This is a genomic window from Peribacillus simplex (genome assembly GCF_001542915.1).
In the GTDB taxonomy this organism is placed as follows: Bacteria; Bacillota; Bacilli; order Bacillales; family DSM-1321; genus Peribacillus; species Peribacillus simplex_B.
The window spans coordinates 754,787-769,630 of the sequence record NZ_LNNH01000012.1 but is presented as its reverse complement, the minus strand read 5'-3'; the positions used below and the strand labels follow the sequence as shown (position 1 = coordinate 769,630).

18 protein-coding genes are annotated in these 14,844 nt (G+C 40.0%); 14 read left to right on the top strand and 4 right to left on the bottom strand.

Annotated elements, in window-relative coordinates; all coding sequences use genetic code 11:
• Nucleotides 1–35: 35 nt before the first annotated feature.
• Nucleotides 36–731: a DUF1796 family putative cysteine peptidase gene (locus AS888_RS08790; protein WP_061141852.1), complete on the top strand. Its 696-nt coding sequence runs from the start codon at nt 36–38 to the stop codon at nt 729–731.
• Nucleotides 732–958: 227 nt separating this feature from the next.
• Here the strand turns inward: AS888_RS08790 and AS888_RS08785 are convergent, their stop codons facing one another.
• Nucleotides 959–2,758, bottom strand: coding sequence for a LamG-like jellyroll fold domain-containing protein (locus AS888_RS08785; protein ID WP_061141751.1), 1,800 nt, complete (start codon nt 2,756–2,758; stop codon nt 959–961).
• Between the two features lie 432 nt (nt 2,759–3,190).
• Here AS888_RS08785 and AS888_RS08780 point away from each other — a divergent pair, with 432 nt between their 5' ends.
• Entirely contained in the window at nt 3,191–3,742 is a 552-nt protein-coding gene (locus tag AS888_RS08780; RefSeq protein ID WP_061141750.1) for a GNAT family N-acetyltransferase, read from the top strand.
• A 90-nt stretch (nt 3,743–3,832) separates the two neighbouring features.
• Here AS888_RS08780 and AS888_RS08775 read toward each other — a convergent pair whose 3' ends face one another.
• Entirely contained in the window at nt 3,833–4,162 is a 330-nt protein-coding gene (locus tag AS888_RS08775) for an antibiotic biosynthesis monooxygenase family protein (RefSeq protein ID WP_155645437.1), read from the bottom strand.
• 213 nt (nt 4,163–4,375) lie between these two features.
• On the opposite strand from AS888_RS08775, the gene AS888_RS08770 reads away from it, so the two are divergent.
• The 4 genes from AS888_RS08770 to AS888_RS24995 all read left to right on the top strand — a co-directional run bounded on the left by AS888_RS08770 (nt 4,376) and on the right by AS888_RS24995 (nt 7,399).
• Nucleotides 4,376–5,215, top strand: a complete 840-nt coding sequence (locus tag AS888_RS08770) for a nucleotidyltransferase domain-containing protein (RefSeq protein ID WP_061141748.1) — start codon at nt 4,376–4,378, stop codon at nt 5,213–5,215.
• A gap of 84 nt (nt 5,216–5,299) precedes the next feature.
• Entirely contained in the window at nt 5,300–5,851 is a 552-nt protein-coding gene (locus tag AS888_RS08765; protein WP_061141747.1) for a dihydrofolate reductase family protein, read from the top strand.
• A gap of 220 nt (nt 5,852–6,071) precedes the next feature.
• Complete coding sequence (locus AS888_RS08760; RefSeq protein ID WP_061141746.1) at nt 6,072–6,941, top strand: cation diffusion facilitator family transporter; 870 nt, start codon at nt 6,072–6,074, stop codon at nt 6,939–6,941.
• 191 nt (nt 6,942–7,132) lie between these two features.
• On the top strand, nt 7,133–7,399 hold the full coding sequence (locus tag AS888_RS24995) for a CotD family spore coat protein (RefSeq protein ID WP_081092354.1): 267 nt from the start codon (nt 7,133–7,135) through the stop codon (nt 7,397–7,399).
• A gap of 211 nt (nt 7,400–7,610) precedes the next feature.
• On the opposite strand, the gene AS888_RS08755 is transcribed toward AS888_RS24995, so the two are convergent.
• Nucleotides 7,611–7,958: a potassium channel family protein gene (locus tag AS888_RS08755; RefSeq protein WP_061141745.1), complete on the bottom strand. Its 348-nt coding sequence runs from the start codon at nt 7,956–7,958 to the stop codon at nt 7,611–7,613.
• Nucleotides 7,959–8,120: 162 nt separating this feature from the next.
• On the opposite strand from AS888_RS08755, the gene AS888_RS08750 reads away from it, so the two are divergent.
• The 6 genes from AS888_RS08750 (at nt 8,121) to AS888_RS08725 (ending at nt 12,285) form a co-directional block, all read left to right on the top strand.
• On the top strand, nt 8,121–8,543 hold the full coding sequence (locus AS888_RS08750; protein WP_061141851.1) for a VOC family protein: 423 nt from the start codon (nt 8,121–8,123) through the stop codon (nt 8,541–8,543).
• A 325-nt stretch (nt 8,544–8,868) separates the two neighbouring features.
• Nucleotides 8,869–10,197 carry a PTS sugar transporter subunit IIC gene (locus tag AS888_RS08745; RefSeq protein WP_061141744.1) on the top strand — a complete coding sequence of 443 codons (1,329 nt, stop codon included), beginning with the start codon at nt 8,869–8,871 and terminating at the stop codon, nt 10,195–10,197.
• Complete coding sequence (locus AS888_RS08740) at nt 10,190–10,468, top strand: hypothetical protein (protein WP_061141743.1); 279 nt, start codon at nt 10,190–10,192, stop codon at nt 10,466–10,468. The genes AS888_RS08745 and AS888_RS08740 overlap by 8 nt, the downstream gene beginning before the upstream one ends.
• An 8-nt stretch (nt 10,469–10,476) precedes the next feature.
• Nucleotides 10,477–11,559 (top strand): DUF871 domain-containing protein, encoded by a 1,083-nt coding sequence (locus AS888_RS08735; RefSeq protein ID WP_061141742.1) that lies wholly within the window; start codon nt 10,477–10,479, stop codon nt 11,557–11,559.
• Between the two features lie 27 nt (nt 11,560–11,586).
• Complete coding sequence (locus tag AS888_RS08730) at nt 11,587–11,925, top strand: PTS sugar transporter subunit IIB (protein WP_260320170.1); 339 nt, start codon at nt 11,587–11,589, stop codon at nt 11,923–11,925.
• A gap of 30 nt (nt 11,926–11,955) precedes the next feature.
• Nucleotides 11,956–12,285 carry a PTS sugar transporter subunit IIA gene (locus AS888_RS08725; RefSeq protein ID WP_061141740.1) on the top strand — a complete coding sequence of 110 codons (330 nt, stop codon included), beginning with the start codon at nt 11,956–11,958 and terminating at the stop codon, nt 12,283–12,285.
• 74 nt (nt 12,286–12,359) lie between these two features.
• Here the strand turns inward: AS888_RS08725 and AS888_RS27135 are convergent, their stop codons facing one another.
• A complete protein-coding gene (locus AS888_RS27135; RefSeq protein ID WP_397251313.1) occupies nt 12,360–12,596 on the bottom strand; it encodes an IS3 family transposase in 237 nt (78 codons plus the stop codon).
• A 446-nt stretch (nt 12,597–13,042) separates the two neighbouring features.
• On the opposite strand from AS888_RS27135, the gene AS888_RS08720 reads away from it, so the two are divergent.
• Nucleotides 13,043–13,639, top strand: a complete 597-nt coding sequence (locus tag AS888_RS08720; protein WP_081092352.1) for an FMN-dependent NADH-azoreductase — start codon at nt 13,043–13,045, stop codon at nt 13,637–13,639.
• A 364-nt stretch (nt 13,640–14,003) separates the two neighbouring features.
• Nucleotides 14,004–14,630 carry a YktB family protein gene (locus AS888_RS08715; protein WP_061141738.1) on the top strand — a complete coding sequence of 209 codons (627 nt, stop codon included), beginning with the start codon at nt 14,004–14,006 and terminating at the stop codon, nt 14,628–14,630.
• Nucleotides 14,631–14,844: the final 214 nt, after the last annotated feature.

Here is a 14,844-nt window from a genome sequence, read left to right as displayed (position 1 = left end):
AATGCTCGGTGAATGAAGGGAAAATAATAGAGAGGATGGCTGACTTGAAATTACAAGATATTAAAGGGAAATATGATGTCATAATAAGTTTGGGCAGTTGGTGCGGTCCTTCACTTAATTTAAGGCGGCATAATTTAAGGAGGTTTTCATTCCCGCTTGATTGGGTCGTATCTAATTCATTATCCGATGTAAACAAATTGTTGAAGAACGGATTTGATGGGTTTATGGACATTAAGCAAATGCAGCGTATAGATGGTGTTGCCGCGTATCTTGATGATGGAGATGCCGTATTTGCGGACGAGGGCAGGAAGAAGCAAAACGCGCATTTTATTCAGGATAGCACGTATAATATTATCTCGGTACACGATTTCCCAATCATTGAGGAGCAGGATTGGAGACAACTTTACCCCGCCTATAAGGAAAAGCTTAATGACCGAATAAGAAAATTCATTGAAATACTTGCAAACAGCCAATCCGTTCTATTTATCCGGTGGGGGGCAGTAAGCATTCCGGAAGCACTTGAATTGCGATCTATCTTAGCAGGTATGACACCTGGAAAATGTAACATCCTGTTCCTTGATCCAATAGCAGATATACCGAGTGTTAAGGAAATCGACTGGGGAATTGACGGGATTTGTACGACACAGGTTCCAAGCCAAAGCCCTAATGATGATTCCATGTGGGATCATGTTTATGATGGACTGGCCATAACGGACTACTGGAAGAATTAAGGTAACCGTGATTATTTGACAGGATTATGGTTTGGGGAAATGATTCGGAGTTTCAGCCGGATTACGACGAATACGATCAAGAAATGGACAGATAAATGATTCAAATAGGGGTGCCTGCTCGAGCATTAGACATGAGTAGTCCCTCTTTTGGTCACTAGCAAATTGAAGGAAGAGCATGTTTTGGTTAAACATGCTCTCCTTCTTTAACGGATGTCTGGGGATAGGGCTCATTTAAAGGTGAAACGCCGTTTGAAATCCCAATCCAAAATAAATGAGTTATTTGCACCTGTTAAAAACTTATAATCAATATAGGTTCTTTCCTTTTTAGTCATTTCGTCTACATATGGGGAATAGGTACGGAAAAACAATTGGTTTTTCTTTTCATTGAATTCGACAAGTCTTAGCCAGCCATTCCCGCCACGATAATCCGATTGATAATTGACCACCATTTGAATGACATCATTCCCCGCTCTGTTTTTCTTTACTTGATGAGCAATGCCGAAATAATGTCCATTGACCGTCATGAAAACTTGATTATGATCCTTTACGAGTTCTTTCCATATCAGCCGGCCATTGGCCGATTCAGCGGCGATGGTTTCGTTATTAATCACATCAGGGAAAATGATATCATGTGAAACGAGGATTGTCGGTTTATCCTGATGCTGATCGAGGACACCTTCCGCCCATTGCAAGTCTTTATGAAGGTTTTTCATATCAACGATCAAGACCAAGTATTGATAACTACCGGCCTTAACGATTGCAAAGGAGCTGTACCCGGATTGGGATGAGCCCTTATAGTATGCTTTATTTTGAAAACGGTGCGGTCCATAGTGTGTTAGGAATGGGTTTCCGGCCGCATAATCATGATTTCCTGCCGCCATCATATAGGGGATGTGCTGCTTATCCAATTTCGAAATGGCTGAAAGTGAGTTTTGCCATTGTTTTTCCGTATCACTATCGACAATGTCACCTACGAATGAATTCATGATGATATGGTTCTTCTTCGTGTTCTTGGAAATCCAATTCATCTGGCTATTGAAAATCTCTGGGTTTTGGCTTGAATATTTCTGAGTATCAGGAATGAAAACGAAATTATAATTTTTTTTATTCGTCAAAAGGGGCATTGATTTATTAGAGCCTTCGAAGGGATCATCGTCACGGGGATCCTTCACAAGCCATTCTTTTTCAGTCAATGCTTTATTGGCGATCCGGATTTCCTCGATATTCCCCGCAAATAGTTTATCCAATTTATTGCTCCATTCGGATGCTCCGATGTTCCAGCCCTTCCCAGTCAATCCCGCAATGCCTATAGCCTTTTCCGATTCTCCGTAATCACTTATGCTATTTAAAGTCAAGGTGGTCGCGCTGCCATCATTGACTACAGCCAAGTGGTACCATTCATCCGCATTTAACGCTCTTGACCAATTGCTTACATTATAAGTTAGATTGGAAGGGTGGCTTGTCCAATGTATTTTTTGATCGCTTGATAAAGTAAGGGCAGAAAGAAGTTTCTTGTCGCCGTCCATTTTATTAAGGTCGACCGCTTTTCCTTGCCTGGAGAAAAGTCCTAACCCATTGTTGGTTTTAGTTTTAGCTGGTAATTTAAAAATAGCTTCGATTGTGAATCCATTATCGAATTTCTCTGAATTGATCGGTGCGTTTTTCTTGGTTTTGAAGTATCGTCCTGAAGGCCCGTTTTCCTGATTAGCGAATTTTAGGCTATCCACCCCTTCACGATCATGATAATCTTCTTCAGACCATTGAATCAATCCTTTTAATTCAGGGGAGGCAGCATCCCCGATGGTTGCCATCTCCAGATCGTTTCCGTGCTTGCTTGTATCCTCGATCATTAAGTTTCCTTTATCGATTGAACCACTTTTGACATGCTGTCTTGTGAATTTCCAATCAGCCAGGATCGTGCCTCGATCATTTTCAGCATCGGGATGTATGGAGTTTGCCGAATTGGCAATGCCGGGAACAATCATGAATAATAGTGTTAGACCAATAAATGCTTTTTTCATTTTCATAAAACATGCACCCCATTACAATTAGATAAAGCACTATTTGAATAGCCGCTATATTGTTATTCCTTATGTCATCCTGATATCTTTAACGAATTATGTAAGGAAAGAAGATTTATACCGCAATATCATTTAGTTTGCTTATCTTCTTGTTAACTTATTAAGGATAGGTAAAAAAGGCCTATTCGACCTGTTGATATCAGGAAGATAATGACACTTAAGTTCTATATAAGCTGTGAAGCGGCTGAAACTGAAGGCATTAAGGAATCAAAAAATCGCTATATCCGTGAAGAAATTCAACTTTTGGGTTCTCAAAAATAAGTGGGATTATGTTAATATATGGATAATTATTTTGACGGTCGTAAGAAAGAGACATATTGGAAGGCAAATCCTATACAGTAGCTTGGAAGGTGCGTATGGTAACAGAGGAGGAGAAATATGGAAAACGAATTCCCGGTTATTGAGACGAAAAGATTGATATTGCGTGAAGCAACAAAAGCGGACGCAGGTGATATGCTTGACTATCTAACTGATATCGAGGTCGTGAAGCATATGGGATTGGAGCCTTTCCAAACAGTCGATGAAGTGTGGGAGGAAATCGGTTGGTATCAGTCCATCCGCAAAGAAGGTACAGGAATTAGATGGGGAATAACGATGAAAGATAACGGGAAGGTGATCGGGAGCTGTGGATTTTTGAATAGGGCCCCTAAACATTTCCGGGCAGAAGTTGGCTATGAACTAAATCAAGCTCATTGGGGAAAAGGCATAGCAGGTGAAGCCTTGGAAGCCGTCGTCAGGTATGGCTATCATCACTTTCAATTGGAAAGGATCGAGGCTTTAATCGAGCCCGCCAATATTCCATCCCAAAGACTGGTGGAAAAGCAAGGCTTTAAAAGAGAGGGCTTGCTTAGGCATTATGAATATACTTGTGGGAAATTTGATGATTTATTGATGTACTCCCTAATAAAAAAAGATTTGAAAATCATCTAACGTCATGAAACAAATCCATGCTTTTTTTTAAAACCGCTGTAAAGCGGTCTTTTTTATGAACTTGATGCCGGAACGAGGTCCTAAGTTTTCTCACTTGTTGCGGTACTCTCTTTCAACCTTGCAAATACGTACGGAATAAGAGGAATACCAGTCTTTCATGCCTTTTTCCTGAGCTTTTTTGTGTAAAGCATTTTCCTTCCAGCGCTTGATTGAATCCTGGGATTTCCAATAAGATACGGTGATTCCTGAACCGTTTTGATCCCTTACGCTCTCTACTCCTAAAAAGTCTTCTTGCTGAGAGGCAAGCTCAACCATGAAATCAGCGGTTGAATCGTAGCCTGCCGCATCTCCTTCACTTCTGTTTGACGTAAAAATACAAGCGTAGTAAGGCGGTTCGGGTGTATTTGCAAAAAACATCAATGGATTTCCCCCTTTAACTGACTTTTTTAAAATCATATCCTATCAGGATATGCAGGGATAGGGACATTCAGAAGCCGGCAAACCAAGCAATGGGGTGGGGCGTGGAGTTCAAGATATGTTTGGTCCATTATGCAAGAGGGGGAAGGAGAGTATTTATTTTGGAACGAATATAGTACTTTGAAGGTTTGTTAAAAAAAGGAGATGGTTTTATGTGTGGGATTCTTCAGTGAACATTTGGAAAGAGACTCCTATTTGCCCAAGCATCGTGATATTTTGTTGCTTCATGCAATAAAGGACCTATCGGCTGACCGGGATGTTTTGGCCATATACCTTTCGGGGTCATTAGCGAAAGGGAACTTTGATGATTACTCTGATATCGATCTGCATACGGTTGTCATCCGAGAGCGGAAAGCAGCTTACTTAAAGGGAAAAATGCAACGAGCCAATGGCTGGGGGAATGCCGCTTTTCATGAAGATCACCATTCATCTTCACCATATATCGTCACACATTATGATACCTTCGTCAAAGTCGATAGCTGGTATCATTCACCTGAGGAAGTTGTACCTTCCATCTGGATGAAGGAAATTGAAATCCGCCATGATCCCTTTAATATCGTGAGTCAGGTTGTTGAGGCATCGGCAGAGATTGCTTACAAGTCTACAGTGGAGGAAGTGGAACTTTGGCGGGGGAAACTGCTTGCTTTTATCCATGAAACATACCGAGCTGTTATGAGGGGGGAGAGATTATATGCACGATCTAATCTCGATAAAGTGCGCTGGCACATCGTCCATGGCTGGTATATGGAAATGGGGGAGCATTTAGACGGCTCCTATGGAGCATGGACGAAAATGGAAGGAAAAAGAAGTAAATTGGATGAAAAGAAATTAAACCTCTTAAATGAATGGGGCAGCGATCGCAATCCTAGTGAAATCATGAAAACGATGGGAAAGATGATCCCGGAATTCCTTAGATTGAATAAGTGCCTAAGTATGCTGATGGACATCGAACCAAATGAAGATCTGATTAAAAAGATGATAAAAATGGCTACTTGATCTTAGTTTTCATAGCAGAAGATTTAAATGAATTGATTTGTGTTTAGATCACGATTTCAGAACAAATACGGAGGGATGTCTAACGTGGCTGAATTGATTTATCATGTGGCAGTATCGCTGGACCATTTCATTGCGGACCAAGGCATAATCGATGGAGATATCAGTAATTCCCTCTTTTTATTCGAAGGAGAGCATGTCCCGGATTTTTTAACGGAAATTCAGCAATATGACGCCGTATTGATGGGGCGGAAAACATATGAGTTTGGCTTTCATTTCGGCGCAAAACCGGGTGAACCTGGCTATAAGGGGCTGAAGCATTATATTTTCTCAAATTCCCTTCAGTTCGAATCGAACGAGGAAGTGGAGCTCATCAAGGGAAATGCCGTGGAATTCATTGAAAATCTCAAGCAGCAAGGGGAAGGTAAGCTATGGTTATGCGGCGGAGGCGAACTTGCCGGGAATTTAATCAAGCATAAACTCATCGATCGATTGGTACTGAAAGTGAACCCCATCATCATCGGGGAAGGCATCCCCCTTTTCGGCAGCGTCAAGCCTTTGCTTAAACTGGATTTAATTGAAATGACGCAGTATCCAAACGGTGTGATCAAACCCACATACAAAATTATCTATACCTAGGGAATCAGTGATCGGGTTGCGGCAGCGGCCCTTTTTTTGTTGTTAAAATCTATTGACCCGCTGATGAAAGAAACTATATTTATTCTTTTCAGATAGTTTGCTTCATCCAACATAGTTACCTAGCGCTTACATATATAAAACGATACAAAAAGGTTGCTATAGACCCACCCAATTTTAAGTTGGTATGATAATCAAGTACTTAATTGTGGGGGGAAGTTGAATGGAAGAACAGAAATATAATGACCTCAAATTAGGCGAACGTGGTGCAATCATTAGTATCATTGCTTATATTTGTCTATCTATTATAAAATTGGTTATTGGATACATAAGTGACTCAGCTGCTCTAAAAGCGGATGGTTTGAATAATACGACTGATATTATCGCATCCATTGCCGTATTGATTGGATTAAGGCTAGCCCAAAGACCCCCCGATAAAGATCATGGATATGGTCATTGGAAAAGTGAAACGATTGCCTCCATGGTGGCATCATTCATCATGTTTGCCGTTGGTGTGCAGGTATTGATCGATGCCATTTCGTCCATGCTTGACGGGGGCAAGGAGTCGCCTGACATCATGGCAGGGTATGTGGGAATTTTATCAGCAATCGCCATGTATTTTGTATATCGGTATAATAAAAAGCTGGCTCTTAAAATTAACAGTAAAGCCGTTATGGCCGCTTCGAAAGACAATATTTCAGATGCTTGGGTAAGTATTGGAACCGCTATCGGAATCTTCGGCTCCCAACTAAACATGCCATGGCTTGATCCGCTGACGGCAATCATCGTTGGGCTTTTAATATGCAAAACAGCATGGGAAATATTCAGCCAATCCTCTCATGAGCTTTCAGACGGATTCGATGAAAATAAAATCCATCTCTATAAAGATGTCATTACAAATGTGAATGGGGTCAAGGGTATAAAAGAAATTAAAGGGAGAAATTATGGCAATAATGAAGTCATCGATGTTGTGATTCTTGTTAATTCCACATTGGATATAAAAGAAGCACATGATATTGCAACACATGTAGAAAAAGTGATGATGAATGAACATGGGGTGTATGATGTACATGTTCATGTTGAGCCCAATTAACTATGCTGATTTTCCTTTGAACGAAGATATACCAACATATTAGACAAATGCATATACATGTAATGGCAGATACTCCCTCTCTAAATTGTTAGAGGGGGATTTTTTGCATTCAAAAAATAGTGTTATTGCTTAGTACAAGTTTCCACCTAATATCATAAGCTACAAAGAAGTAAAAAAAAGGTGGTGTTTTTATGAGTTGTAATTGTAGAAGATGTCGTGAACAAAGGGAAGAAGTGATTACAGATCCTACAAGGACCGTGGTGAATACGAGAACAAATCGGCGTGTCGTGAAGCATATTCATCCAACGGAAGTGATTAATGTTAATAGGACTGTGGTTAGAAATGAGCATTACTATCCTGTATATGAGAGAGACGTTTATGAAACGGTTGAAGAAAACGTTAATTGTGGCAGTAACCCGAACAATAATAATAGATGCAGACCCTTCTGGGACAGATGAATAAGGATGTAATGGAGCGCCCATACCTGGGTGCTTTTTTATTAAAGGAATTCAGCGAAGCGGTTGAAATGGGCAGGTACCGTAAAAATTGCCGTGAAATGGATGAAAATAGGGAGTGCCAACAGAAAAAAACGAACCGATTGTTATACATAAATAATGAATGTTGATGAACAAAAAGGAATGCCTTTCAGATTGAGCATTCCTCATATCTTCACTTCCTGCTTTCTTTGTTCTCGCTTTCCCGCTTCTTTATGATGGCGTAGGCAAGATAACCAATCAAGCCCATGAATAACCCAGTGCCGCCGACAATATAAATCATCGTGAACACTTTTCCGAACGTCGTCTGCGGTTCAAAACCGGGGTGGCCAACGGTACTTAGAGTGACAACACAAAAATAAAGAGAGTCAATTACGGTCAGCCCTTCCTGCTTAACATAGAAAATGGTTCCGGAAAGTAACATGACCAGGACCAAGGCGAAAAGAACTTGGAAATTCTTCATTTTAAAAGCGGACCATAGCGCTTTTAAAAAACGTTTTAGGGTAAGGATAAATGATATCATGGGTAATCAAAATTCCTTTCTGTTTCATTTCAGATTAGGCAGTAATTGTTCAATCCTGGCTAATCCTTTCACTATACAGGAAATTAGATTGGTTTGACAAAAAAAGAAGGAGGTGCGATTGTAGTGGTTACCATGGGGAGATTCAAAAAGGGGGGAAATATGTTGAAACCGCGTATTACTGTGCTTACGTTAGGCGTGGATGATTTGGAAAAATCGCTGGCATTCTATCAAGATGGAATGGGCTTTCAAACGGAAGGGATTATAGGGAAGGAATTCGAGCACGGCGCCGTTGCCTTTTTCGACTTGCAAGCAGGCCTAAAACTTGCCATTTGGAAGCGAAGCGATATAGCCCATGAGGCTAAGGTTCCATTGTCGCAGGCAAGCTCCACTGAATTCACGATTGGCCATAATGTAGGAAGCAAGGAAGAAGTTGATCGTGTATTGCTGCAAGCATATAAAGCGGGAGCCGAAATAACCGATCCGGCACACGATACGTTTTGGGGAGGATATTCCGGTCACTTTAAAGACCCTGATGGCCATCTTTGGGAGGTGGTCTGGAATCCGCAGTGGGACTTGGAAGAATGACGAACGCCTTTTTGAACATGGCCGGAACAAACTGATTGAGTATCAAAATGAAGGAAGCACTAGACCTTGAGGGGGATATGCTTCCTTTTTTATTTAAACAATTCCCTGCTTTTTTCATGCGTTATTCATTCTTTTCTATCTATTGTTCGCCACCACCTCCCATCCTTACCTGCTTAAAAAAGGCTTGATAATGACACCCTTCGTTTGATTTAGAATCCCATGATCTCCATATAAAAAAGGATTGACATAATAAGTATAACGTTATAATGTTTAATTATTGAATAATGTGTTTTTTCAGTCTTTTTACATAAAGGGGGAAAGATTATTGAATAGTTTTATGAATGTACTCGAGTCGAAGGTGCTTCCAGTGGCAAATAAAATTGGATCACAAAGACATCTGCTAGCAATCCGGCACGGTGTCCTTGCAACACTTCCTTTAACGATTATCGGTTCGTTTTTTGTTATTTTATTGAATTTCCCAATTGATGGGTATGATGAATGGATCGCTCCTTACCGAGCTGCATTGGATGTACCTTTCCGATTTACAGTTGGGGCGATGGCACTTTATGCTGCATTTGGGGTGGGTTCGGCTCTTGCTGGTCATTATAAATTAGATCAGCTCAGTGCAGGCTTTCTATCAGTCTTAGCTTTTTTGATTACATGTGTGGTGCCTACCCAAGTCATGGAAACTGTTCCAGGGGTGATTGATGCGGGGCGATGGTTACCTATTAGCGCTTTAAGTGCAGCTTCTTTGTTCGGAGCGATCGTCACCTCATTGATTTCCGTTGAAATTTTTCATTTTCTCATAAAACGGGACATCAAAATCAAATTACCGGAAAGTGTCCCGCCAATGGTGTCCAACTCGTTTGCAGCCCTGATTCCAACATTGGTCGTGGTCCTTCTTTTCTGGGGCATTCGTTATGGTTTAGGGTTTGATATTAATTCGATCATCACGACATTGGTGTCTCCTCTCAAAGATCTTTTGGTCGGTAATAGTTTAATAGGTGGTCTGCTTACCGTCTTCCTCATCGTTTTCTTTTGGTCGCTTGGTATTCATGGGCCGGCCATATTGGGACCGATCATACGGCCAATGTGGGATTCGGCGATACTCGAAAATATGGATGCGTTTGCAAGAACCGGTAATGCGGCGAATCTGCCCAATTTATTTACCGAACAATTCATTCAATGGTTCGTTTGGATTGGCGGGGCAGGATCGACTTTATCGCTTGTAGTACTATTCTTATTTTCAAAATCGAAGTATTTGAAAGAGCTGGGTAAACTATCTTTTGTTCCGGGGATTTTTAATATTAACGAACCTGTCATCTTTGGAGCACCTATCGTCATGAATCCGATATTGATGGTCCCGTTCATTGTTGCTCCTTTGGTGAATGTCGTCGTTTCTTACACGTTCTTTCAATTAGGATTGATTCCCATGATCATGGCCAAGCTTCCGTTTACGGTCTTCGGCCCGATTGCCGCTGTAATCAGCACGGATTGGACCATCATGGCTGGGGTTCTAGTTATATTGAATTTCTTCATTTCATTAATGATTTATTTTCCGTTTTTCAAGATGTTCGAAAAGCAGCACCTGCGTGATGAAAATAAAATCGAAGATGGACCGGAAGAAAAAAAGGCAGGCATTAAATATGCTTGAAATTATAGGCGCAGTGCTAGCCTTTGTCGGTGCCCAAATCCTATTTTCGCGAACGAAGCTAGCTGAATGGATAACACCTTGGAAATCAGTCGGCTTTACCATTTTAATCATTAGCATTTCCATCATTTTGTTTAGCGCATTAGGGTCAACTTATTATTTGATTGTCATCATGCCAACGATTATTTGTTCTGTAATGGTATCCTCCCGCTACCGTGACTATTTAATGAGGTTACAGGCAAGGCGGGTTCAATGGAAAGAAAATAGGGAGTGAATGAAGCTATGAGAAGATTGGGAATATCGATTTATCCGGAACACTCTACACCGGATCTCGACAAGCAATATATAAAATTGGCCCATCACTATGGGTTTGAACGGATATTCACGTGCTTATTATCGGTTTCAAAACCTTATGAAGTCGTCATGGAAGAATATAAAGATATCATTTCTTATGCGAAAACGCTGGATATGGAAGTCATCCTTGATGTTGCGCCGGCTGTTTTTGCCAAGTTTAATATAAGTTATGATGATTTAGGATTTTTCGCAGAAATGGGAGCGGACGGGGTTCGTCTCGATTTGGGCTTTGATGGCTTGAAGGAAGCTAAAATGACGTTTAATCCTTATGGATTGAAAATTGAATTGAATATGAGCAATGATGTCGAATATTTAACGAATATTTTGACGCATCAAGCAAATAAGGATCAAGTGATTGGGTGCCATAATTTTTATCCGCAAAAATTCACGGGTCTGCCTTATGAGTTCTTCATCTCCTGCAGCAAGCGATTTAAAGAACATGGCATCCGGACAGCGGCATTTGTTACTTCACAAACGGGTGACATAGGGCCGTGGAACATCAACGATGGATTGTGCACATTGGAACAGCATCGTGAACTTTCCATTGATGTGCAAGCCAAGCATTTATGGGCCACAAACTTAATTGATGATGTGATTATTGGAAACGCTTATGCCAGTGAAGCGGAATTGAAAATGCTGGGAACTTTAAAGCGGGACATGATCGAGTTGAAAGTGGAGCTCCATTCGGATGCATCCCCCATCGAGCATCAAGTCGCCTTGGAGGAAATACATATTCGCCGTGGTGATATCAGTGAATATATGGTCCGATCAGTTGAAGTAAGGAAAAAATACGGAAAGGAAAATTTTCCGATTCGGAAAAGTGTTCCACAGCAAAAAGGGGGCGTTTTCATCGGCAATGATTCCTTTGGAAAATATAAAGGAGAGCTTCAAGTCATTTTACGGGACATGCCCTTGGATGAACGGAAAAACCTTGTTGCACAAGTAGTGGAGGAAGAACGTTTTTTATTGGATTATATTAAACCATGGAGCTCATTCAGATTGATTAACTAAGCTGGAGCAAAGTTTGACAGGAAACAAATAAAACAAGGGAATTATGAGGAGGAAAATGTAATGAATATACTATTATGCTGTTCTGCAGGAATGTCTACAAGTCTATTGGTTAATAAAATGGAGAAAGCGGCATCGGAAGAAGGAGTGAATGCGAAAATCCAGGCAGTAGCCACTACGGAAGTGAGAAATCATATTAACGATGTGGACGTGATTTTGTTAGGGCCGCAGGTTCGTTACTTACTTAATGATATTAGGAAAATCGGAGATGAAAAGGGCGTGCCGGTAGATACGATAAATCCGATGCACTACGGATCATGCAATGGCAAGGAAGTGCTGAAAACAGCCATTCAATTAATATCCAAATAATTCACTTTGAAGAGATGAGAGGGTGCTAATATGGCGAAAACGAAAGAGGCGTTATCTGAACTATCTTTTCAATTGATCCTCCATAGCGGGAATGCCCGAAGCTGCGCAATGGAAGCCATCTCCTTGCAAAAGCAAGGCAAATCCAGCAATGCACAAGAAAAGCTGAAAGAAGCGGAGCAAGAGTTTGTGGCGGCACATAAAATCCAAACCGCCTTGATCCAAGCGGAAGTGAATGGTGAAAATTTCGACATACCAATGCTGCTGATTCATGCTCAAGATCACCTGATGACTTCCATGACAACAAAAGATTTAGCGATGGAAATCGTGGAATTACATGAGAAAATACAAAAGGTTCATTAAGTGAGGGTTGGCGCGCTTGGTGGTTTAAAAAGTCACCGAAAAATGATCTGACCCAATAATGTTAGACCTATAGTTTAAGCAGCTTCTAAGACCTGAGATCGGTTTTCTATCGGACTCAGGTCTTTTAATATTTCCTTCATACGTTCGTGGCTATAGAAATGAATATAATCATCTAATTCCTTTTCAAAGTGATCCATACTTTCAAAATCTTGGAGAAAAAGCATTTGGACTTTAACATGCCAAACAAATTTTCGATAACTGCTGTTGGTTTGGTTGGAGCGAAGGTTAACAAGTAAAGGAAACTTGTCCAAAACGATCAAGGATAAATGGTGGGGAACGGACGAAGAAAAATAGCCGCAGCCTTGAAATTCAATGTTAATCGGTGGTCTATCTAGATTTAGCTGATAATGGCTGTTTAAAGGAACAAAGTTGAATTTTTACCAAAATCTGTAGTTTGTGCATCTTCATTGACATGAATCAATAATAATATATAATACAGATATATGATATCTCTAATTGTAAATCATAAATGAATTTGAAGAATAGGAAGGAAATGAGGAGAGTGAAAGAAATCAACATTCAATTAAGCGTATAGGGGAACGTTTTTTTATCATCAATTATAGATAATGTAGATATCTAATATCATTTTGATAGTATTTAAGAATTTATCAAGAGTGGAAGACCACCACCAACGACGATATAAAACCCATACTGGTTCAGTTGCTGGGAAAATAAAAAACAAATGAGGGAAAAAACAATGTCAAAAATTTTATTTGTAAAAATTAACGATCGTCCTGAGGATCAAGCAATTAGTGTGCAAATGTATAATAAATTTTTAAACACGTTTAAAGAAACGACAAGAAATGAAGAGATTGTTGAATTAGATTTATTCAATATTAACCTTCCGTATTATGGGAATGCAGCTATTACAGGAGGATTCAAGCGGAGCAAAGGGTTAGAGTTAACAGCGGAAGAGGCAAAAGCTACAGATATTGTTGAACACTACTTAAAGCAGTTCTTGGATGCAGAAAAGGTAGTTTTCGCTTTTCCATTATGGTATTACACAGTTCCTGCTCCATTAATAACCTATATTTCTTACCTTTCCCAAGCAAGAAAAACTCAAGTTAGTAACAAAAAAGTTGCTATTTTATGTGCTCGTGGTTCGGATTACTCTTCTGAACATATGGCATCAAAGGAGATGGCCGTTAATTTTGTAACTAATTGGCTTCATTACCTCGGCATTACTGAACTTGAAACGGTCGTGATTGAAGGTCATACACAATATCCTGGTCTTTCACAAGGAATCATAGAAGATGGTTTGGACATGGTAGTAAAGGTTGCCTCCGATTTCTAATAATGAAGAGAAGGGACTTGGCAAAAAGATGACTCATTCATTGAAACCGGCATTGGTCGTCATTTTAAGATAAGTTCGGCAGGAGGGTCAGCTGCCATATTCAATGTGATTAAAAAATCTGAAAATATGATGTATTACGCTCTTTGGGGTATGATCCAGTCCTATATAAATATGGAGCAATTGAATTGTCTACTCAAGGAGATGAATAAATTTTTCTCATCCGTTTAAACCCAAGAGTTTGAAAAGGTAACTTGAAACGATGTTTTTGATAACATCTTACTGGCAATTAATGAAAGAACGGATTTAGCCAAAAAAATAGAAAAGATGTTGCCAAAAATATATATAGCAAAGGAGTGTATGGTACATGCATTTCAATGGATTTGATCAAACTGATTTTGACACGTTTACAATAGAAGGACTCGAAACTAGAATGGAAGCAATAAAAGATCGTATTCGGCCGAAGTTTCAAGCGATGGGCGACACACTGAAGGATGAATTGTCAATATTGGCTGGAAATGAAATGTTTTTGCATATTGCAAAACACGCACGACGAACGGTTAATGCTCCGAAAGACACTTGGCTAGCGATATCAGCAAACAAACAAGGATATAAAATGCTTCCGCATTTTCAAGTAGGCTTATTCGATGACCATGTTTTCATATGGCTTGCATTCATTTACGAATTACCTAACAAGAAGGAAATTGCGAGTAATTTTCTCAAGGAAATTGATAGTATTCGCGAGCTGATTCCGAGTGATTATGTCCTATCAATTGACCATATGAAAAAAGAATCCGAATCAATTTTCAATCTAGGTGAAGAAGGATTGGAAAAATCGTTAGAGCGCTTTCGAGACGTGAAAAAGGCAGAGTTCCTTGTTGGTCGCCATGTTCAATCTAATGATCCAATCTTGAAGGATGGTGATAAGTTCATTTCATTAGTTGGTGATACATTCAAGACATTATTTCCACTTTATAAAATATCGCTTCAATAAAAAAACGCTTACTACTCGTTTTGAAAGGCTGGAACTAGCCTTGTATCAGCGTACTACAGACCTACACACCATGAATTACCGAAAACCGTTAAAGCATACGGTTAAAACTACAATGTAAATGGGAAACTGTAAAGACATGGCTTCTATGGGACTTTTAATTTTTGAACAGTTTCCTGAATATATAAGCAACACATAGCCAAAAGCTTGTATAGGT